At 68.0% G+C, this 20744-nt stretch carries 14 protein-coding genes; 9 read left to right on the forward strand and 5 right to left on the reverse strand.

Annotation, left to right across the window (positions count from 1 at the left end; genetic code table 11):
- Nucleotides 1–130: 130 nt before the first annotated feature.
- Nucleotides 131–3595 carry a transcription-repair coupling factor gene (gene mfd, locus ABS761_RS01060; protein ID WP_350406070.1) on the reverse strand — a complete coding sequence of 1155 codons (3465 nt, stop codon included), beginning with the start codon at nt 3593–3595 and terminating at the stop codon, nt 131–133.
- Between the two features lie 148 nt (nt 3596–3743).
- On the opposite strand from mfd, the gene ABS761_RS01065 reads away from it, so the two are divergent.
- Genes ABS761_RS01065 through ispF form a run of 4 tightly spaced genes read left to right on the forward strand, consistent with a single transcriptional unit; the run spans nt 3744 to nt 7472 of the window.
- On the forward strand, nt 3744–5663 hold the full coding sequence (locus ABS761_RS01065) for a S8 family serine peptidase (protein ID WP_350406072.1): 1920 nt from the start codon (nt 3744–3746) through the stop codon (nt 5661–5663).
- A gap of 26 nt (nt 5664–5689) precedes the next feature.
- Nucleotides 5690–6145 carry a hypothetical protein gene (locus ABS761_RS01070; RefSeq protein WP_350406073.1) on the forward strand — a complete coding sequence of 152 codons (456 nt, stop codon included), beginning with the start codon at nt 5690–5692 and terminating at the stop codon, nt 6143–6145.
- 56 nt (nt 6146–6201) lie between these two features.
- Nucleotides 6202–6978 (forward strand): IspD/TarI family cytidylyltransferase, encoded by a 777-nt coding sequence (locus ABS761_RS01075; RefSeq protein WP_350406605.1) that lies wholly within the window; start codon nt 6202–6204, stop codon nt 6976–6978.
- Nucleotides 6975–7472, forward strand: coding sequence for a 2-C-methyl-D-erythritol 2,4-cyclodiphosphate synthase (gene ispF, locus ABS761_RS01080; RefSeq protein ID WP_350406075.1), 498 nt, complete (start codon nt 6975–6977; stop codon nt 7470–7472). The genes ABS761_RS01075 and ispF overlap by 4 nt, the downstream gene beginning before the upstream one ends.
- Before the next feature lie 12 nt (nt 7473–7484).
- Here the strand turns inward: ispF and ABS761_RS01085 are convergent, their stop codons facing one another.
- The 3 genes from ABS761_RS01085 to ompR all read right to left on the reverse strand — a co-directional run bounded on the left by ABS761_RS01085 (nt 7485) and on the right by ompR (nt 10313).
- The gene (locus ABS761_RS01085; RefSeq protein WP_350406077.1) at nt 7485–8033 is read right to left on the reverse strand and encodes a peroxiredoxin; all 549 of its coding nucleotides are present in this window, start codon (nt 8031–8033) and stop codon (nt 7485–7487) included.
- Nucleotides 8034–8082: 49 nt separating this feature from the next.
- Nucleotides 8083–9468, reverse strand: coding sequence for an ATP-binding protein (locus tag ABS761_RS01090; RefSeq protein WP_350406079.1), 1386 nt, complete (start codon nt 9466–9468; stop codon nt 8083–8085).
- A gap of 110 nt (nt 9469–9578) precedes the next feature.
- Nucleotides 9579–10313: an osmolarity response regulator transcription factor OmpR gene (gene ompR, locus ABS761_RS01095; protein ID WP_350406081.1), complete on the reverse strand. Its 735-nt coding sequence runs from the start codon at nt 10311–10313 to the stop codon at nt 9579–9581.
- Nucleotides 10314–10498: 185 nt separating this feature from the next.
- Between ompR and tsaB the strand changes: the two genes are divergently transcribed.
- Together tsaB and ABS761_RS01105 are read left to right on the forward strand one after the other, a co-directional pair.
- Nucleotides 10499–11728 (forward strand): tRNA (adenosine(37)-N6)-threonylcarbamoyltransferase complex dimerization subunit type 1 TsaB, encoded by a 1230-nt coding sequence (gene tsaB / locus ABS761_RS01100; protein WP_350406083.1) that lies wholly within the window; start codon nt 10499–10501, stop codon nt 11726–11728.
- Nucleotides 11725–12477: a uracil-DNA glycosylase gene (locus ABS761_RS01105; RefSeq protein WP_350406084.1), complete on the forward strand. Its 753-nt coding sequence runs from the start codon at nt 11725–11727 to the stop codon at nt 12475–12477. The genes tsaB and ABS761_RS01105 overlap by 4 nt, the downstream gene beginning before the upstream one ends.
- A 6-nt stretch (nt 12478–12483) precedes the next feature.
- Here the strand turns inward: ABS761_RS01105 and lplT are convergent, their stop codons facing one another.
- Entirely contained in the window at nt 12484–13788 is a 1305-nt protein-coding gene (lplT, locus tag ABS761_RS01110; RefSeq protein WP_350406086.1) for a lysophospholipid transporter LplT, read from the reverse strand.
- A 271-nt stretch (nt 13789–14059) separates the two neighbouring features.
- On the opposite strand from lplT, the gene smc reads away from it, so the two are divergent.
- The 3 genes from smc to ligA are packed head-to-tail and all read left to right on the forward strand — an operon-like array spanning nt 14060 to nt 20709.
- Entirely contained in the window at nt 14060–17590 is a 3531-nt protein-coding gene (gene smc / locus ABS761_RS01115; protein WP_350406088.1) for a chromosome segregation protein SMC, read from the forward strand.
- A gap of 27 nt (nt 17591–17617) precedes the next feature.
- Complete coding sequence (locus ABS761_RS01120) at nt 17618–18631, forward strand: cell division protein ZipA C-terminal FtsZ-binding domain-containing protein (protein WP_350406089.1); 1014 nt, start codon at nt 17618–17620, stop codon at nt 18629–18631.
- Complete coding sequence (gene ligA / locus ABS761_RS01125; protein WP_350406091.1) at nt 18628–20709, forward strand: NAD-dependent DNA ligase LigA; 2082 nt, start codon at nt 18628–18630, stop codon at nt 20707–20709. The genes ABS761_RS01120 and ligA overlap by 4 nt, the downstream gene beginning before the upstream one ends.
- The last annotated feature ends 35 nt before the right edge of the window (nt 20710–20744 follow it).

Here is a 20744-nt window from a genome sequence, read left to right on the forward strand (position 1 = left end):
ATTCTCATTAAGGAAATGAATTCTAAACGAGAATCGTTATTGATTCAATGATATTGTGGGGATGCATGGACCCCGCGCGCGGCGGCGGTGCATGCCTGTATGGTGATGCGGGCGGCGGCCGCCCGGCGGCTTATTGCGCTGTGCCGCCCAGGTGCTGCAGGACGCCGCGCAGCGTCCGGATGCGGCCCGGCACGTCCACCGTGGCGCCGTAGGTGATCTTCAGGCGGTCGGGACCGTTGAGACGCACGTTGCGGTCTTGCTGCACCAGTTCGATGATGCGCAGGGGCTCGATATTGGGCTTGGCGGAGAACTGCACCGACGCCTGGGCCTCGCCGGCATCGATTTTAATGACGCCCAAGGGCTCGGCGAGCAGACGCAGGCGATGCAGGGCGAGCAGGGTCTGGCCCGCCTCGGGCAGCTTGCCGTAGCGGTCGACCAGTTCTTCTTGAATGAGCGTGATGTCGTCGCCGTCGGCCGCGTGCGACAGGCGCTTGTACAGGCCCAGGCGGGCATGGACGTCGGGGCAGTAGTCGGCGGGCAGCAGGGCCGAGGCGTGCAGATTGACCTCGCATTGCGTCTCGAAGGGCGAGTCCAGATCGGGCTCCTCGCCGGACTTGAGGGCGCGCACGGCCGCGCTCAGCATGTCGCTGTACATGGAAAAGCCGATTTCCTGGATGTTGCCGGATTGGGATTCCCCCAGGACTTCGCCGCTGCCACGGATCTCGAGATCGTGCATGGCGAGGAAGAATCCGGCGCCCAGCTCCTCCATCGACTGGATCGCCTCGAGGCGTTTTTTGGCGTTGGCGGTGATGGCGTCCTCGCCGGGCGTGAGCAGGTAGGCGTAGGCCTGGTGGTGCGAGCGCCCCACGCGGCCGCGCAACTGGTGGAGCTGGGCCAGGCCGAGCTTGTCGGCCCGGTGGATAACGATGGTGTTGGCCGTGGGCACGTCGATGCCGGTCTCGATGATGGTGGTGCACAGCAGCACATTGCTGCGTTGCTGGTAGAAGCCCTTCATCACGTCCTCGAGCTCGCGCTCGCCCATCTGGCCGTGGGCCACGGCGATGCGGGCCTCGGGCACCAGTTCCTCGAGGCGGGCGCGGCGGTTCTGGATGGTCTCGACCTCGTTATGCAGGAAATAGACCTGGCCGCCCCGCTTGAGCTCGCGCAGGACTGCCTCGCGGATGGTGCTGCCGTCTTCGCGGCGCACGAAGGTCTTGATGGCCAGGCGCTTTTGCGGCGCGGTGGCGATGACTGAAAAGTCGCGGATGCCCTCCAGCGACATCCCCAGGGTACGGGGGATGGGGGTGGCGGTCAGGGTCAGCACGTCGACCTCGGCGCGCAGGGCTTTCAGGGCTTCTTTCTGGCGCACGCCGAAACGGTGCTCTTCGTCGATGATCACCAGGCCGAGCTGCTTGAAGCGCACATCCTTGGACAGAATCTTGTGGGTGCCGATGACGATGTCCACGCTGCCGTCGGCCAGGCCCTCGATGGCGCGCGTGGTTTCCTTGCCGGTGCGAAAGCGCGAGAGCTCGGCGATGCGCACGGGCCAGTCGGCAAAGCGCGTGCTGAAGTTCTGGGCATGCTGTTCGGCGAGCAGGGTCGTGGGGCACAGCAGGGCGACCTGGCGACCGTTCATGACGGCGAGGAAGGCGGCGCGCAAAGCGACCTCGGTCTTGCCGAAGCCCACATCCCCGCAGACTAGGCGGTCCATCGGGCGTCCGGAGGTCATGTCGCCGATCACGGCGGCGATGGCCGCCGCCTGGTCCGGGGTTTCCTCGAAGCCGAAGCCTTCGGCGAAGGCCTGGTAGTCGCTCGCGGGCAGCTTGAAGTGGAAACCTTCGCGTGCGGCCCGCCGGGCGTACAGGGCGAGCAGTTCCGCTGCCGTGTCGCGCGCCTGGCGCGCGGCGCGGCGCCGCGCCTTGTCCCATTGGCCCGAGCCCAGTGGGTGCAGGGGCGCGTTCTCGGGGTCGGCGCCGCTGTAGCGGGCGATCAGATGCAATTGCGACACCGGCACGTACAGCGTCGCGGCCTGGGCGTATTCGAGGTGCAGGAGTTCGATCGGGCCCTCGCCCAGATCCATTTCGACCAGGCCCCGGTAGCGCCCGATGCCGTGCTGGACATGGACCACCGGATCGCCGATGCGCAGCTCGGCCAGGTCGCGCACCATGGCGTCGATGTCGCTGACGCGCTCCTGGCGGCGCCGTGCGCGCGTGGTGCGTCCGGCCTGGCCGGGGTATAGGTCGTTCTCGGTCAGCAACGCCAGGTCTGTGGCCGTGAGCTGGAAGCCGCCGGACAGCGGCGCGACGACCAGGGCGAAGCGCGCCTCGCCCTGGAAAAAGTCCTGGAGAGTGTCATGGACGGCATCGGGCGACAGGCGGTGCTCGGCAAGCAATTCAGCGATGGTCTCGCGCCGCCCCGGGGTGTCGACGCACAGGGCGGTGCGCCGTCCGTCCGCCAGGTGCCGGCGCAGGCCGGCCAGCGGGTCCTCGGCCCGGCGATTGACGGCGACGTCGGGGCAGGGTCGAAAATCGGGCCGCGGATCGCCCTCGACGAGGGCCAGGCGAGGAAAGGCTTTCAAGCCGGCGTGGAATTCGTCGTCGCCGAGGAACAGGGCGTCGGGGGGCAGTACCGGGCGCTCGCGATCCGCTTTCAGGAACTGCCAGCGGTTGCGCGTGTCCTGGCTGAACTGGGCGATGGCCGCCGGCGCATCGCCCAGGGTGATGGCCAGGGTGTCGCCGGGCAGGTAATCGAACAGGGTGGCGGTGTGCTCGAAGAACAGCGGCAGATAGTATTCGACGCCCGCGAAGGCGATGCCGTTGCCGATGTCTTTGTAGGGCAGGGCGCGGGACGGATCGCCCTCGAAGACTTCGCGAAAGCGTGAGCGGAAGCGTCCGCGCGATTCCTCGTCCATGGGGAATTCGCGGCCGGGCAGCAGCTCGATCTCGCGCACCGGATACAGGCTGCGCTGGGTGTCGATGTCGAAACTCCGGATCGACTCGATTTCGCGGTCGAACAGATCGATGCGGTAGGGCAGCACCGAGCCCATCGGGAACAGGTCGATGAGGCCGCCCCGGATGCAGAATTCTCCCGGGGCGGTCACTTGGGTGACATGGTTGTAGCTGGCGAGGGTGAGCTGTTCGCGCAGCCGGCCCTCGTCCAGGGTGTCGCCTTGCCGGAAACTGAACGTGTAGGCTGCGAGAAAGGCGGTCGGCGCCAGGCGGTACAGGGCCGTGGTGACCGGCACGATCAGGACGTCCACCGCCCCCTGGGTCAGGGCGTGCAGGGTGCGCAGGCGCTCCGAGATCAGGTCCTGGTGCGGCGAGAAGCCATCATAGGGCAGAGTTTCCCAATCCGGCAGGAGCCGGATCCGCAGATCGGGATCGAACAGCGGGATCTCGTCGGCCAGGCGGCGCGCGGCCAGCGGGTCGGCGCACAGGGCGGCCAGCGGCCTGCCCGCCGCGCGCGCCAGCCCGGCGATCAGGCAGGCGTCGCCCGAGCCCGGCGGCCGGGGCTGGACGTAGCGTTGCCCGGGCCTGAGGGCCGCCAGAGTGGGCGCGATCGAGGGAATGTCGAGAGGGGAGGTGGGGCGGGTCATCAGGCTGGGGATTATACCGTTGCGTCCGGCCGGCTTTGGCGCATCGCCGTGGGCTGGACCGTTGAAGAGTTGATGGCTGACGCCTATAGCAATCGGCGTCCATGTTTAGTAGCATCCGGCGGACCTTCATTGGCTGGGGCGACATCGGATGACACTCGGAACGACGCTGCGGTACTGCCTGCTCTCCACGATGGCGCTGCTGCTCGCGGCTTGCGATGGCGGTGGGGATGGGCGGGGCCCCGTGGCCGCGTCCTGCCTCGAGGACGGCCCTCACGCCTGCAAGACCGGGGCGACCGAGCCCCTGTACACCTTCCAGTGGGCCCTCAATTACAGGGACAGCTATTTCAATGATTATCCGGACACCTTCGGCGGCGGGCTGGATCTGAACGTCGAGCCGGTGCACCGGCAAGGCATCAAGGGCCAGGGGGTCAAGGTATTGGTGCTCGACACCGGCACCGATCTGCGCAACGAGGACCTCGCGCCCAACGCCGACTACAGCATGTCGTGGAATTTCACGACCCAGCAGAGCGATCCCTATCCGGTTATCCTCTCGGCGATCGATGATCCGCACGGCACCGCCGTGGCGGGCATGATCGCAGCCGCCCAGAATGGCGAGGGGGTCATGGGCATCGCGCCGCGGGTCACGCTGGGCGCCGCCAATTATCTGCAGAGCGACTTCTCGGCGACCACCCGGGCATTGGCACTGGGCGGCGCGCCCTGGTCGAGCAAGGCCCACATCATCAATGCGCCCTATGCCGCCATTGTCTCGGCCGGGGCCTATGACAATGGCACCGACGCCGGGATTCCCATCCTGCGTGGCCTGAAGCAATTGCGCGGCGGCCTAGGCGCGATCTATGTGAAAGGCGCGGGTAATTCTTTCAGCGCCAGCGAATGCGGTCATGGCCACAATTACTATGACTGCACCAGTCCGATCAATGATCCAGAGGCGCTCGAGCCCGTCACCATCACGGTGGCGGCCCTCAACGCCTTTGGTCAGGCGAGCAGCTACAGCAGCGCCGGTCCGGTGATCTGGATCACCGGGCTGGGCGGCGAATTCGGCTCGGGCGGCGACTATGGCGAGGGCAAGACCGGCCCCTATAGCGGGCCGACGATCTTTAGCACCGACTTGCGGGGCTGCGCGCAAGGGTACAGCAAGGCGGGGGAGGCGACGCCGTTCCTGCGTGGGGAAACCGTGCGCGATGGCGTGCCGGACAACCCCGATTGCGACTACAACTACATGAACGGCACCTCGGCGGCCACGCCCACGATCTCGGGGGTGGTGGCCTTGATGCTGGAGGCAAATCCAGGCTTGAGCTGGCGTGATGTCCGCGACATCCTGCGCCTGTCGGCGCGCCGGGTGGACCCGGACTACATTCATGCCTCTCCCGACGGGAATGTACCGTATAGCGCGAGGATGGACTTGACGGACAATACCTTGGGGACGGTGGTCGGCGGCACCGCCGACATCGTGGATGGCTCGACGGTGGTTCCGATCGATTTGGGCTGGCAGGAAAATGCCGCCGGCAATGTGCATTCCAACTGGTACGGCTTTGGCGTGCCCGATGCGGAAAAGGCGGTGAGCCTGGCCCGGGATTACCGGCGGGATCCCTCGCTGGGCCGCTCCACCGATATCAAGATGGCGGGGTTCGAGACGATCGCCGAGCGGAGCCTGGCCACATCGGGCGCGTTCCCCTATGGGGTGGTGACTCTGCTGGGGACTTTCGCGGCACCCGAGCAGGCCGTCGACTTGTTCCAGTTGCGCCTGACCGCCGAGAAGGTCTGCCTGGGCTCGATGGGCATCGCCGTGCGTTCGCCGTCGGGCACCGTTTCGCTGCTCAAGCTGCCCAACGACCACTTCCGCAAGGATGGCGTGGCTTCCTTCAAGGATTACGGCTTGAGCTCCGTGGCCTTCTACGGCGAGCCGGCCCGGGGGAACTGGCAGGTCTTCCTCCTCGCGGCCAATCCCGATCATGGCCTTCCGGCGGGATGGACGCCTTGCTCGTCCCTCGAGGGCGGTGGCCCGGCCGCTTACGAGTTTGCGCTCGAGGCGCGTATCATCGCGCAATGAAACCCTTTCATCCGCGGGAGCGTCCTATGCTCGCAATTACACGACTCGCCCTTGGATTGGCGGGATGCGCCTTGGCGCTGGCCTGTCAGGCGGCGCCGCTCGCCCCGGGACAGCGGCTCTCATCGACGCAGGTCGAGGCCCTGGGGGACCTGCCTGTCTATGATACGGGAGCGGATCGCTATCGCTTGTTGCCGCAGAAGACCGCGGACGGACGGGGCAGTTTGCTGCTCGATGAACGGGGCGTGGTGGCCGCCAGCCACCACGAGGTGATGGTCACGCAGGCTGCCGAGGACCAAGTGCTGGCAGCGGCCGGCGGGGGGCCTCGGCCCATGTCGGTGCAGTACTTTGCGCCGACCGGCATCATCATTGTGCGGTATGGGAGTTTTGCGCAAACGGTCGAGGGCCTGAAAGCGCTCCAGGCCGGCCTGCCGGGCGCGGTCGTGCGCCTGTCCATCCAGCAGAACGTGAGACGCCCCTCTTAAAGACCATCGGCACGGGTGCGGGCCGGCGCCCTCGGCTAAAATCGGCCGCTATGATGATGAATGAAAAATCCGTGACCGCCCTCGTACCGGCGGCGGGCCTGGGATCCCGCGCGGCGATGGCCGACGGTCTGCCCAAGCAGTATCGCCGCCTTGCCGGCGAGGCGATGTTGCGCCGCACGGTGCGGGCCTTGCTGGCCGAGCCGCGCGTGGCTCAGGTCCGCGTGGCGGTATCGGCGGCGGATGTCTGGGCGGCGGATGCGCTCGCGGGACTGCCGCGCACGGTCTGGCGACCCTGCGGCGGGCCCACGCGTGCCGATACGGTGTGCGCGGCCTTGCGGGATGCCGCGCTGCCGCGCGAGGCATGGGTTATGGTCCACGACGCGGCGCGCCCGGGCCTGTCGCGCGAGGCGCTGGCGCGCCTGATCGATGCCTGCTGGCGGCACGGGCGTGGCGGGCTGTTGGCCCTGCCGGTGGCCGACACGGTCAAGCGTGCCGCCGCGCCGGATCCGGCGGACGGCGTGCCGCCGGTGGTGGCGTGCACGCTGGCGCGCGAGGGCCTGTGGCTCGCGCAGACGCCGCAAATGTTTCGTGCGGGTGTGCTGCTGGACGCCCTGCTTGCCAGCGCCGGCGATGCGCGCGTGACCGACGAGGCCTCGGCCGTGGAGTGGGCCGGGACCGACGAGGCGCCGCTGCTGGTGCGTGGTGCACGGGCGAATGAAAAACTCACCTGGCCCGAGGATTTCGACTGGTTCGAGCAGGTCCTGGGCGGTGGTGGGCCGGCACCCCTCGCGGGGACGGGCGGGCAGGGGCGCCCGCAGGAGGACGAAGCGTGACGAGAGACATTCCTTTCAGGGTGGGCCAGGGCTACGACGTGCATGCCCTGGCCGAGGGCCTGCCGCTGATCATCGGTGGGGTGCGCATCCCCCATGACCGCGGGCTGGTGGGCCATTCAGACGCGGACGTGCTGTTGCACGCCGTGACCGACGCGGTGCTGGGCGCGGCCGGACTGGGCGACATCGGCCGGCATTTCTCGGATCGCGATCCGCGCTGGGCCGGGGCCGACAGCCGGATGTTTCTGCGCGAGGCCGCGCGCATGGCGCGCGCGGCGGGCTGGGCGGTGGTCAACGTGGATGCCACCGTGCACGCCCAGGCGCCACGCGTCGGGCCGCACGCTGCGGCCATGGCGGCGCATATCGCCGAGGACCTGGATCTGGACGTTGCCTGCGTGAACATCAAGGCCAAGACCAACGAGGGCCTGGGCTATCTGGGCCGCCGCGAGGGGATTGCCGCCAGTGCGGTGACCCTGTTGGCGCGCCCGTCGGATTAGGCAAACAGACCGCTAGAGCGTGGCGCCGCCGATGGCGCGGTTGCATGCGCACAGGCCGTCGGTTTGCAGGGCATCGAGGATGCGCAGGGTTTCCTCGGGATTGCGGCCGACATTGAAGTTGTTGACCGAGACGTGCTGGATGATGTTGTCGGGGTTGACGATGAAGGTGGCGCGCAGCGCCACGCCCTCGGATTTTTCGCGGATTCCGAGCTGATCGACGAGTGAGCCCGTCGTGTCGCCGAACTGGTAGTGGTTGAGTTTGCTGAGGTCGGGGTGTTCGCGCCGCCAGGCGAGCTTGACGTATTCGTTGTCGGTCGAACCGCCCATCAGAACGGCGTCGCGTTCCTCGAAAGCGTCGGCGAGCTGGTTGAAGCCCGCGATCTCGGTGGGGCACACCAGCGTGAAGTCCTTGGGATAGAAGTAGATGACCTTCCATTTGCCCGGGAATGAGCTTTCGGTGATGTCCTCGAAAGCCGAAACGCCGTTTTCCTCATGGTGATTGAAGCCTGGTTTCACGCCGGTCACCCGGAATGCGTCCAGTCTGTCGCCTATGGTTTTCATCGGGGCTCCTGTGTGTTGAGTCGCGGCTGCCGGAGTCCGCCGGGCCATTTTACGCCAAGCCCTTGTCGCCCGGCCGCGCTCGCGTCTTGGGGATTTCGATACGTGCCAGCAGGCCGCCGGGCGGGCGCGAGATCAGCTCGAACTTGCCGCCCACCTGCCCCAGCAGGCGCTCGACAATGGCCAGGCCCAGGCCCGCGCCGCTGACGCCGGTGCGGGCCGATTCGCCGCGCGCGAAGGGCCGCAGCAGACGCTGGATGTCGGCCTGCGGGATGCCCGTGCCCTGGTCCTGCACGTCGATGCGCAGCATATTGCCCGACTGGTAGGCGTGCAGGACGATGTGGGCACGATCATCGACCAGGCTGCGGCCATAGCGGCGGGCGTTCTCGATCAGGTTGCTGACGATACGCTTGAGGTCGTTGGCGCTGATGCGGGCCTGCATGTTGGGTTCGATGCGGGCCGAGAGCTCGCCGCCCAGCGATTCGGTGTGGCTGCGCTCGCGCTCGAACAGGTCCTGCAGGACTCGCGAGACATCGATGCCAGCCTCGGGCACCGCGCCCGCTGGGCGGGCGTACTCCATGAGCTGGCCGATGCTGTGGTTGATCTGGGCCAGATCCTCGTCGATGGCCTGGCGGGTCTCGTCGCTGACCCGGCTCATCTCGATTTCCAGGCGCATGCGCGCCAGGGGGGTGCGCAGGTCGTGCGAGATGCCGGCCAGCATGATCTCGCGGTCAGCTTCGTTTTGGCGCAAGTCCCTGGCCATGCGGTTGAAGGCGATGTTCATGTCGCGAATTTCGACGGGGCCCTTTTCCGGCAGGGCTGACGGCGTTTCCCCGCGCGCCACCTGTTGCGCCACCTTGGCGAGCTGGGCCAGGGGCTGGTTCACGAAGCGCACGCTGATGGCCGCCCCGAGCAGTGCCAGCATCAGGGTCGCGGCCACCCAGCCCACCCATTCGCGTCCGGTGGTCAGGCGCAGTTGATCGCGATCGAACACCAGCCAGTACTGGTCCTCATCGATGTGGAAGCTGATCCAGATGCCGGGGACGTTGTTGACTGACCACATCATGGCGGTCTGGCTGCCCAGCCGGTTGCGGATTTCTTTGCCGACGTGCTGCCAGTAGTCGGTGTGAGGCAGGGGCTCGAGCACGTCGGCGTGCTCGCGCGGCTGCACCCGCAGGCTCTCCTTGGTGGCCAGATCCAGCAGCAGGGCCGGGCGCACCTGGGGCGGCGCGTAGATCAGCGCCGAGCGGGTAATGCTCACGGTCGTGGCCACGCGCTGCGCCATCTGGGCGGCGCGCGGGCCTTCCTCGATGTTGAAGACGACCTGCAGCCATGCGCCCAGACTGACGAGCATCAGAGTGGCGAGCAGCAGAAAGGAGCGGCTGAAGAGTCCCAGGCGGAGCCTGGGCAGTTTCGAGGATTGCGTCTTGAAGGACATGTCGGATGCGTGCGGCTTCGCCGCCGCGCGTCAGGGCTTGCCGGCACGCGCGACCGCGTTGCGCCACACCCGGCCGGCGTGCCGTCCGGCTGGCCGGGTGGGACAGGGCCCTATTGGCCGCCGTCGGGAACGAAGACGTAGCCCAGGCCCCAGACGGTTTGGATGAAGACTGGCTTGGACGGATTGGGTTCTATCAGTTTGCGCAGCCGAGAGATCTGGACGTCCAGGCTGCGGTCGAAGGCTTCGTATTCCCGGCCGCGCGCCAGTTCCATGAGCTTGTCGCGCGAGAGCGGGACCTTGGGATGGCGGGCAAAGACCTTGAGCACTGAGAATTCGCCCGTGGTGATGGGCACGACCTCGTGATTGCGCGTCAGGGTGCGGGTGGACAGGTTGAGGACGTAGGGGCCGAACTCGACCGATTCGTTTTCCTGGCTGGGCGCGCCCGGGTGCTCTTCGGTGCCGCGGCGGCGCAGGATCGCGTTCACGCGGGCGAGGAGCTCGCGCGGGTTGAAGGGCTTGGTCAGATAGTCATCGGCACCCATCTCGAGACCCACGATGCGGTCGATTTCCTCGGCCTTGGCCGTGAGCATGATGATGGGGGTGTTGTCGTGGTTGCCTCGCAGGCGCCGGCAGATGGACAGGCCGTCCTCGCCCGGCAGCATGAGGTCCAGCACCAGCAGGTCGAAGTGCTCGCGCTGCCAGAGTTTGGCCATTTCCTTGGCGTCCTCGGCCACGTAGACGTTGAAGCCCTGCTCGGTCAGGTAGCGCCGCAGCAGGTCGCGCAGTCTGGGATCGTCGTCGACGATGAGGATCTTGCGGGTAAGAGTCTGATTTTGCGTGTTCATGGCGAAAATGTAACAGGCTCAGGAAAGCCGCACCAGCGCTTATCACAACAATTTACATCTTACGCGTTTGGTTGAACATCGCGGCGGGTTGGCAGGGCGGGTCGTGCCGTTGGCGGGGCGGGGATGAGCCGATGCCGCGAACGGACCCTCTCATTTAAAATGAATGCATTGGAAATTGGAACGACATGAGCGATTTTCACATCCTGGCGTTTGAAACATCAAGCAATTTGTGCGGCGTGGCCTTGCTGTCGCGCACCGATGGGCGCCTGCACCTGCGCGGCGGCCAGCATGAGGGCCGCGGCGAGCATGCCGGGCGCATCCTGCCCCTGGCCGGGGACTTGCTGGCCGAAGCGGGGGTGCGGCGCGAGGATTTATCGGCCGTGGCCTTCGGCCAGGGGCCGGGCGGTTTCACCGGTCTGCGGGTCGCCTGCGGCGTGGCCCAGGGCCTGGCCGTCGCCCTGGGGTTGCCTGTGATTCCGGTGGACTCGATGCGGGCCATTGCGCTGCAGGGCGGCGCCGGGACTGATGGCGTGCACGTCGTCCTGCAGGATGCGCGCATGCACGAGGTGTATGCAGCCGTGTATCGCCGCGGCGGCGGGCACGGATGGTGGACGCTGCAGGCGCCCACGCTGCTGGGCGTGGCCGACGTACCCATTTGGCTGGAACGCGAGGCCCCGGGATGGGGCGGCGGCGCGCACCGCGTCCATGGTGATGCGTTGGCGGCGTTCCCAGAGCTGGATGCGGCGCTGCGGGCCCTGGGGTTCGAAATCGTGGCGCCGACCGATGCCGCCGGCGCCCGGGCGCAGGCCACGACGATCGCGCGCCTGGCCGCGCACGACTGGGATGCCGGGCGCACGTTGCCCGCGGAGGCGGCGGCGCCCGCCTACGTTCGCGACAAGGTGGCCTATACCACCCGCGAACGCGCCGATGGCCTGGGCGGCAATCCCCAGGCCGTCGGCGGTGCCTGGACCTTGCATCGCATGGCCGAGAGCGATCTGGACGAGGTCGCGGCGATTGAGCGGCGGGTCCAGTCCTTTCCCTGGACACGAGGCAATTTTGCCGACGGCCTGGCCGCCGGCTACAAGGGCTGGGTGCTGCGACGGATGGGCGGAATGCAGGGCTTCGCCCTGCTGATGGAGGCGCCCGACATGGCGCACCTGCTGGTGATCGGCGTGCGTCCCAACGACCAGGGCCAGGGGGTGGGTTCGCGCCTGCTGCGCGTCTGTCTGGACCATTGCCGCGCGGCGGGCTTTGGCGCCCTGACCCTCGAGGTGCGCCCCAGCAATGTGCGGGCGGTCGGGTTTTATCGCAAGTTCGGCTTCCGCCATGTCGGCACGCGCAAGGGCTATTATCCGTCCGCCCATGGCGAGCGCGAGGATGGCTGGATCATGACGCTCCATCTGGTGGCCGCATGAGCCCCCCGATCAGTTCGCTACAGGCGGCCTGGCTGACCGAGATCGGTGTCGATCCGCAGTGGCTCGGCCTGCTGGGCGCCGAGGCGCCCTCGGCGCCCAGGCCTGCTCTCGGCGGTCAGCAGACGCCCCCCGTGGAACGCCCGCCCGCGCCGCCGGCCGACGCCGGTGCCAGCCTGGAGGCGCTCGATGAGGCGATTCTGGCTTGCCAGGCGTGCGGCCTGCACGCCGGCCGCACGCGCGCGGTGCCGGGCGCCGGGAGGACGCAATCTCCCGAATACCTGATCGTGGGTGAAATGCCGGGGGCCGCCGACGATGCCGCGGGTCGGCCTTTCGAGGGGCCGGCGGGCAGCCTGCTGCGCGCGATGCTGGCCGGCGCGCGCGTGCCGGATGCGGATTCGGCCTATCTGACCAATGTGCTGAAATGCCGGCCGACGGGCGGGCGGATGGCCCAGGTGGCCGAGGTTGCGGCCTGCCTGCCGCATCTGCGTCGCCAGATTGAGCTCTTGCGGCCTCGTCACATCCTCGTCCTGGGGCGGCTGGCGGCCCGGGCGCTGCTGGAGACGCGCGCCGCGCTCGAGGACCTGCGCGGCCACGAGCACGCCTACACCTTGTCCGATGGCTCGACCATCCCTCTCTGGGTGACTCATCATCCGGCGTCCCTGCTGGTGCGGCCTGTGTACAAGGCGCAGGCGTGGATGGACCTGCTGGCCCTGGCGCGCGCCGCGCGGGATCCTGCACGGCGGGCCTGAATCTCGTCAGTGCAGGGCGGTGCCGTGGCCATGCTGGCCGATGAGGCCGGTCAGGCCCGGATTGGCCCGGTGGTTCAGCATGTTCCAGCGAATGAAGGCCAGCATGAGGCCCGCCACCAGCAGGCCGAAGATCATGATCACCACATTGATGGGCAGCCCCATCCAGAGCATCAGGCTGTAGAGGGCGAGCATCAGCAGAATGTTGAGCTGTTCGTTGAAGTTCTGGACGGCGATCGAGTGTCCCGCCGACAGCAGGACGTGACCCCGGTGCTGCAGCAGAGCGTTCATGGGGACGACGAAGAATCCCGACAGGGCGCCGATCAGCAGCAGCAGACCGTAGACCGCCCAGGTCGCCTGGACGGCCGGCATCAGCAGGACCACCAGGCCCATGATGACGCCCACCGGCAGCACCGAGAGCGCTTTGCGCAGGGGCACGCGTCCGGCGAGTATCGAACCCGCCACCGTGCCCAACGCCGCCACGCCCATCAGGATCGACGCCTGGTCCAGGCGGTAGCCCAGATGCTGGGCGCCCCATTCGATGACGATGAACTGCAGGGTCGCCCCCGCGCCCCAGAACAGCGTGGTGACCGCCAGCGAGATCTGGCCGAGCTTGTCGCCCCAGAGAATCCGCACATAGGTGCCGAAACTGCGGATCAGGCGGATCGGATGGGTTTGCTGCTTGGGATAATAGGCATGGGTGTCCGGAATCAGCAGGTTGCACAAGGCCGCGGCAATGTACACCAGCCCGATCACTAGGATGGCGCCCTGTGCCGCGTTGCCCGCCGCGGCTTGCACCCAGGGGTGGGCCATGAGGTGCGCCGATACCGTCGGGCTGATCAGCACCCCGCCCAGCACCGTGCCGACGATCACCGACAGCACGGTCAGGCCCTCGATCCAGCTATTGCCCTTGACCAGCAGATCGGGGGGCAGCATTTCCGTGACAATGCCGTATTTTGCCGGGGAATAGGCCGCCGCGCCGATGCCCACGATGGTGTAGGACACGAAAATCAAGAGGAGCTGGTGCTCGGGGCCCTGCAGCAGGTGGTTATAGCTGAACATCAACACGCAGCCCAGGGTCTTGAGGGCGTTGGTCGAGAACATCACCCGGCCTTTGGGGAACGAATCGGCGAAGGCGCCGACGAAGGCGGCGAGCACCACGTAGGCCAGCGCGAACCACCATTTCATCATGGGCGCCATCCACTCGGGGCCGCTGAGCTGGGCAATCAAGGCGATGGCCGCTATCAACAACGCATTGTCCGCCACGGAAGACAATGCCTGCGCGGCCATCACCAGATAGAAGCCTTTATTCAATGCGCGGTCCCGGTTGTGGGTGGGGTGTGATAGGCGGATCAGTCACAAAATGTGATTTTGGAATGTGGTGCAGTATAGCCGTTGACGGCCGGTGGATAGGAAAAGAATCATCGGCCTTCCGTGCCGGAGCGCATCGAATCGGGGCCCTCGGTACGCTATCATACGTTCACCGATTGCGGATGAACGCAGCCCCCGTACGCCGTGAAATACATACAATGACGGCAATTGTCGATCGCCCAGAACCCAGTCTGCCTCCGGACAACCCTGTAACGTGCGCCTGACCCAGATCAAACTCGCCGGTTTCAAGTCCTTCGTGGATCCGACGGTGATCCCCACGCCCAGTGAACTGGTCGGCGTGGTGGGGCCCAACGGCTGCGGAAAATCCAACATCATCGATGCGGTGCGCTGGGTGCTGGGCGAGACCAAGGCCTCCGAGCTGCGCGGCGCCTCGATGCAGGACGTGATCTTCAATGGATCGGGCCAGCGCAAGCCCGCCGCCCGCGCGTCCGTCGAGCTGGTCTTCGACAATGGCGAGGGCCGTGCGGCCGGCCAGTGGTCGAGCTTCGCCGAGATCGCGGTGCGCCGCGTGCTGACGCGCGACGGGGCGAGCAGCTATTTCGTCAACAACCAGCAAGTGCGGCGCCGCGACATCCACGATATCTTTCTCGGCACGGGCCTGGGCGCGCGCGGCTACGCCATTATTGGCCAGGGGATGATCAATCGCCTGATCGAGGCCCGGCCCGAAGAACTGCGGGTTTACCTCGAAGAGGCCGCCGGCGTCTCGCGCTACAAAGAGCGGCGGCGCGAAACCGAGAACCGTCTCTCGGACACGCGCGAGAACCTCACCCGCCTGGAGGACATTCTGCGCGAATTGTCCGGCCAGCTCGAAAAGCTCGAATCTCAGGCCGAGGTGGCCGGGGCCTACCGCGGTCTGCAAGAGGAAGGCGAGCTCAAGCAGCATGCGCTGTGGCTGCTGCGCGAGGCGGCGGCGAGCGCCTCCCGGCAGGACATCGCGGTCAGGATCGAGCAGGCCCAGGCCGCCTTCGAGGAGGCCGTCGCCCGGCTGCGCGCCCTCGAGGCCGATCTCGAGGCGCGGCGCGCCGGCCATTTCGAGGCCAACGACGCGGTGCATCAGGCGCAGGGCCGGGTGTTCGAGGCCGGCGCCCTGGTCAGCCGCCTCGAGGCCGAGATCCGCCATGTGGTCGATGCCCGCCATCGCCTGCAGGCCCGCCGGGCCCAGTTGCAGACGCAGATGCAGGAATGGGGCGATCAGCAGGGCCATTGCCAGGGCGCCATCGAAGAGGTCCAGGGGCAGATCGAGGAGGCTGCGGCGCGCGCCGAGACGCTGGCCGTCCAGGCCGACGAAAGCCAGGCGCGTCTGCCGCAGTTGGATGCCGAATTGCGCGCGGTGGCGGGGCGGCGCGACGAGCTGCGCGCGGCCCTGTCGCGAATCGAGCAAGATCTCGCGCTGGCCGCCCAGACACAGCGCGACGCCGATGGACAGTGGCGCGCGCTGGACGAGCGGCGCACCCGGCTCGAGGCCGAGCGCGCGGCCCTGGGCGCGCCCGATCCGGCCGAGGTCGACCGCCTCGAGGGGGAATGCGCCGTGGCGCAGGCCAAGCTCGAGGAGGCGCAGGATGTCCTCGTCGCCCTCGAGGAACGCCTGCCGGCCCTCGAAGACGAGCGCGCCGGTGCCTTGCAGGCGAGCCAGGGCGCCCGCCTGGCGCTCGAAAAACTCGATGCGCGGCGCCAGGCCCTGATCGCCCTGCAGGAAAAAATACAATCCGAGGATGCCCTCGAGCCTTGGCTGCAGCGCCAGGAGCTCTCCGGGATGAGCCGCCTCTGGCAGAAACTCCAGGTCGAGGCCGGCTGGGAATCGGCCTTTGAGGCGGTGTTGCACGAACGCATGAATGCCCTGGGCCTGCGCCATCTGGACATCGCCCGGGCCTTTGCCGCGGATGCGCCGCCCGCGCGCCTGGCCTTTTATCAGGCGCCCGCCGCCTCGGCGCCGCCGCAGGCGCCCGCGGGCGCGCGGCCGCTGCTGGACTTGGTGCGCACCCAGGCCCCCGAGGTGCATGCCGTGCTCGGCGTCTGGCTGCGTCATGCCTATGCCAGCGAGGATCTGGCACAGGCCCTGGCCAGGCGCGAGGAATTGCCCTGGGGCGCGTGCTGGGTGGTGCGTGCCGGCCATCGGGTCGATGCCCATAGTGTCAGATTCTATGCGGCCGATTCCGAGCAGTCCGGCATGCTCGCACGCCAGCAGCAGATCGATAATCTGCTGCGCGAGGTGCGCGCGGCGCAATTGATCGCCGACGAGGCGCTGGACGCGCATGCGCGCGCGGATGCGGCCTGTCGCCAGGTGGCGCAGGAGCTCGGCCCGGCCCGCCAGCGCATTGCCGAACTGGTGCGCGCCCTGCACGAGGCCGAGATTCAGCACAACCGCCTGGCGCAGCAGGCCGCCCAATCCGATGAGCACGCGCGGCGCATCGGCCGCGACCTCGACGAGATCGCCAGCCAGCAAGCCGTGGCGGCCGGACGCCGCGATGAGGCCGAGGAGCGTTTCCAGGCCCTGGACGAGTCCCTGGCGCAGCAACAAGAGCTGTACTCCGAAGCCGAGTTCGGGGCGGAGGACCTGGCGCGCCGCGCCGAGCAGTCGCGCCAGGAGGTCCGCGAGCGCGAGCGCGCCGCTCAGGAGGCCGAGTACGCGGCGCGCAGCCTCGGCCACCGCCTCGACGAACTGAACCGGACCCTGCAACTCGCCGCCGAGCAGGCCCGGCGCTCGGGCACCGAGCTCGAGTCGCTGCAGGGCGAGCTGTTCGAGCTGGACGAGTCGGTGGCGCAGGCCGGATTGCAGGATGCGCTCGAGGCGCGGGCCGAGTGCGAGGAGGCTTTGCGGCTGGCGCGCCTGCGCCAAGACGAGGTCGCCGGCGACTTGCGCGAGGCCGACGAAGGCCGCCTGACGCTCGAGCGCTCGCTCGATCCCTTGCGCGCCCGCGTGACGGAACTACAGTTGCAGGAGCAGGCCGCGCGCCTGTCGGTCGAACAGTACGCCGAGCAACTCGACGAGCGCCAGGTCGACCGCGCGGCTCTGCGCCGCCACATCGATGAACAGGCCGCCGAATGGACCCGCATCGGCTGGCTGCAATCCGAGGTGCAGCGCATTTCGCGCCAGGTCGAGGCCCTGGGCCCCGTCAACCTGGCCGCGCTCGATGAGCTCGGCGCCGCGCGCGAGCGCAAGGGTTTCCTGGATGCGCAGCAAAGCGATTTGCTGGCGGCCATCGACACCCTCGAGAATGCGATTCGCAAGATCGACCGCGAGACCCGCGAGCTGCTGCAGCAGACGTTTGATACCGTCAACGAGCATTTCGGCGACCTGTTCCCGCGCCTGTTCGGCGGCGGCGAGGCGCGCCTGTCCATGACGGGTGACGAAATTCTGGATGCGGGCGTGCAGGTCATGGCACAGCCGCCGGGCAAGCGCAACAGCAGCATCCACCTGCTCTCGGGCGGGGAAAAGGCCCTGACGGCCACGGCGCTGGTGTTCGCTCTGTTCAAGCTCAATCCCGCGCCGTTCTGTCTGCTCGACGAGGTGGATGCGCCGCTGGACGACGCCAATACCGAGCGCTACGCCAACCTGGTGCGCAGCATGAGCGGCCAGACGCAGTTCCTGTTCATTTCCCACAACAAGATCGCCATGCAGATGGCGCGCCAGCTCGTGGGAGTCACCATGCAGGAGCAGGGGGTTTCGCGTATTGTTGCGGTGGATATGGATTCCGCGCTGCAATGGGCCGGGGAGCCTGTTTGAGCCAACGGGGCATGAGACGAGGTCTTTATGAGTGACTTGCAGATTCTGCTGATTTCGATAGGGCTGGTCCTGATCGCCGCCGTCGTCTTGTACAACTGGTGGCAGGATTGGCGTGTGCGGCGCAGCATGCAGGCGCGTTTTCCGGAGGGCGAGCGCGACCCCCTGATGCAGGATGCGCCCGCGCGGCGCGAGCCCGGTATCTGGGCGGGCGAGCACCCGACGCCGGCCGGCGGCAGCGATGACGCGGCCGAGGCCGACGAGACCTGCGAGGCGGTGATCGACATCGCTTTCGGGCATCCGGTGCCGGGTGAGACCCTGGCAGGTGCGCTGCAATCGGTGGCCCGGGTGGGGCGCAAACCGGTGCGCATCTTTGCCGAGACCGACAGCGGCGGCCACCGCGCCCGCCTGCGCGAGGGCGAAAGCTACGTCTCGATGCAGCTTGCCGTGGTGCTCGCCAATCGCAGCGGCCCGCTGACGGACATCGAGTGGTCGCACTTGTGGACCCTGGCCCAGAACCTGGCCGAGCGCTTCGATGGCGTCATCGAGGCCCCCGAACAGGAGGCGGCCCTGGCCCGGGCGCAGGCGCTGGATGCGCGCTGCGCCGAGATGGACGCCCAGGTCGGCCTCATCTTGCAGCTGTCGCAGGCCCGCAGTCGCCAGGCGATCGTCGAGATGGCGACCGGCGTCGGCTTCCTGCCCCACGGCGAGCGCTGGGCCTGGATGGCCGAGAATGGCCTGCCACGCTTCGTCATGCAGTTCGAGGAGGGAGCGTCCGAGGCGGTCGAGCAGGCTCATCACCGTGTCGACCTAGTCCTGGACGTTCCCAACAGCGTGCCCGACGACGAGGCGTTCAGCCGCATGATGGCGGTGGGGCGCGACCTCGCGGCCCGGCTCGGGGCCAGCCTGCTGGACGACCAGGGCCGCACGCTGTCCGATAGCGCCGCTCCGGCCATCGACCGCCAGATCAGCGGCTTGTACGATCAGCTCGACAAGGCGGGTTTCCTCGCAGGGACGGAGCGGGCGGCGCGGGTGTTCTCGTGAGCCCGGCCGCCGGCGACGCCCGGCAGAGGCTGTCGGCGCTGCGTGAACAGATCGCCGAACATAACCGGCGCTATTACGTCGAGGACGCGCCGACGGTGTCGGATGCGGAATACGATCGGCTGATGGCCGATCTCCTCGAGCTCGAGGCTGCACATCCCGAGTGGGTGACCGCTGATTCGCCCAGCCAGCGCGTCGGCGCCGCGCCGCTGGACGCCTTTGGCACCGTGCGCCACGCGGTGCGGATGCTGTCGCTGGGCAACGCATTCGAGCCCCAGGACATCGAGGCCTTCGACGAGCGCGTGGCCGGCACCCTGCGCGAAGCGGGTCTGCTGCCGCAGGGTGTGGTGGAGTATGTCGCGGAATACAAGTTCGATGGCGTGGCGGTGAGCCTGCGCTACGAGGACGGGCGGCTCGTCCTGGCTGCGACGCGCGGCGATGGCCAGGTGGGTGAGGACATCACCGCCAATGCCCGCACGCTGCGTTCGGTGCCGCTGCGCCTGCGCGGGCCGGACGTGCCCGCCGTACTCGAGGTGCGCGGCGAGGTGCTGATGACGCGCGCCGATTTCGATCGCATGAACCAGGCGCAGGCCGCGCACGGGGACAAGACGTTCGTCAATCCCCGCAATGCCGCCGCGGGCAGCCTGCGCCAGCTCGATCCCCGGATCACGGCGACCCGCCCCCTGCGGTTCTTTGCCTACGGCTGGGGACAGGTTCTGGACGAGGCGGGTCGCGAGGTTTTGCCGCATGGGCGCCATGGAGCGATGCTCGACTGGCTGGGTGCGCTGGGCCTTCCGGTCAGCCCGGGGCGCAGGCCGTGCCGCGGAGCGGCCGGCCTGCTGGCCTTTTATGCCGACATCGGCGCGGCGCGCGCCACGCTGCCCTATGACATCGATGGGGTGGTGTACAAGGTCGATGATCTCAAGTCCCAGGAGGTCCTCGGTTTTGTCGCGCGGGCGCCGCGCTTTGCCATCGCCCACAAATTTCCGGCCCAAGAGGAAACCACTCGGCTCGAGGGCATCGACGTACAGGTGGGGCGCACCGGCGCCTTGACGCCGGTGGGCCGCTTGCGTCCGGTCTTCGTGGGCGGGGTGACCGTCACCAACGCCACGCTGCACAACGAGGACGAGATCCGGCGCAAGGACGTGCGCATTGGCGATATGGTAGTGGTGCGGCGCGCGGGCGACGTGATCCCCGAAATCGTCGGCCCGGTAGAGGCCTTGCGCACCGGCGCCGAGGTGGTGTTCGACATGGGGACGATGTACCCGGCCTGCCCGGTCTGCGGGTCGGCTGTCGAGCGTCCCGAAGGCGAGGCGATCACGCGCTGCACGGCCGGCCTGTTCTGTCCGGCGCAGCGCAAGCAGACCTTGTGGTACGCGGCCAGCCGCAAGGCGCTGGACATCGAAGGCCTGGGCGACAAGCTGATCGAACAGCTCGTCGACAGCGGCCGGGTACACACTCTGGCCGACCTGTATTCCCTGGGCGAGCTGGAGCTCTCCACCTATCCCCGCATGGGGCTCAAATCGGCGGCGAACCTCGTCGAGGCGATTGGCCAGAGCCGTCGCCCGCCGCTTTCGCGGCTGCTCTACGCCCTGGGCATCCGCCATGTGGGCGAGACCACGGCGCGCGACCTCGCACGGCATTTCGGTTCAATCGACGCCATCGTGGCGGCCTCCGAGGACGAGCTGCTGGTGGTGCCTGAGGTCGGTCCCGTGGTTGCGGCCTCGATCCGGCGGTTCTTTTCCGAGGCGCATAACCGCGAGGTGATCGCCGATCTGCGGGCGGCGGGCGTGGAGCCTGTGGCCGAGGCCGTGCCGGTGGGCGAGAAGCCCCTGGCGGGCAAGACGGTGGTGTTGACGGGCACGCTGCCCAGCCTGTCGCGCGACGAGGCGACCCGCATGATTCTCGCGGCCGGGGGCAAAGTCAGCGGATCGGTGTCGCGCAAGACGGCCTGGGTGGTCGCCGGCGATGAGGCCGGCAGCAAGCTCGCCAAGGCGGCCGAACTGGGAGTGCCCATCCTCGACGAGGACGGGCTCAAGGCCCTGTTGTCGGCGCCGCGCGCCGGCGGTCCGCCGGCGTGACGGCAATCCCGGCCTCCGGGAGGAGGCCGGATCGC

The organism is Castellaniella sp. GW247-6E4, from assembly GCF_040276065.1.
GTDB lineage: Bacteria > Pseudomonadota > Gammaproteobacteria > Burkholderiales > Burkholderiaceae_B > Castellaniella.

Coding starts and splice junctions, on each gene's coding strand:
- ABS761_RS01090 (WP_350406079.1), bottom strand. CDS start 9,468: ATGTCCTTCAAGACGCAATCCTCGAAACTGCCCAGGCTCCGCCTGGGA.
- ABS761_RS01070 (WP_350406073.1), top strand. CDS start 5,690: ATGCTCGCAATTACACGACTCGCCCTTGGATTGGCGGGATGCGCCTTG.
- mfd (WP_350406070.1), bottom strand. CDS start 3,595: ATGACCCGCCCCACCTCCCCTCTCGACATTCCCTCGATCGCGCCCACT.
- tsaB (WP_350406083.1), top strand. CDS start 10,499: ATGAGCGATTTTCACATCCTGGCGTTTGAAACATCAAGCAATTTGTGC.
- ompR (WP_350406081.1), bottom strand. CDS start 10,313: ATGAACACGCAAAATCAGACTCTTACCCGCAAGATCCTCATCGTCGAC.
- ABS761_RS01075 (WP_350406605.1), top strand. CDS start 6,202: ATGAATGAAAAATCCGTGACCGCCCTCGTACCGGCGGCGGGCCTGGGA.
- ABS761_RS01120 (WP_350406089.1), top strand. CDS start 17,618: ATGAGTGACTTGCAGATTCTGCTGATTTCGATAGGGCTGGTCCTGATC.
- ABS761_RS01105 (WP_350406084.1), top strand. CDS start 11,725: ATGAGCCCCCCGATCAGTTCGCTACAGGCGGCCTGGCTGACCGAGATC.
- ABS761_RS01065 (WP_350406072.1), top strand. CDS start 3,744: ATGACACTCGGAACGACGCTGCGGTACTGCCTGCTCTCCACGATGGCG.
- ABS761_RS01085 (WP_350406077.1), bottom strand. CDS start 8,033: ATGAAAACCATAGGCGACAGACTGGACGCATTCCGGGTGACCGGCGTG.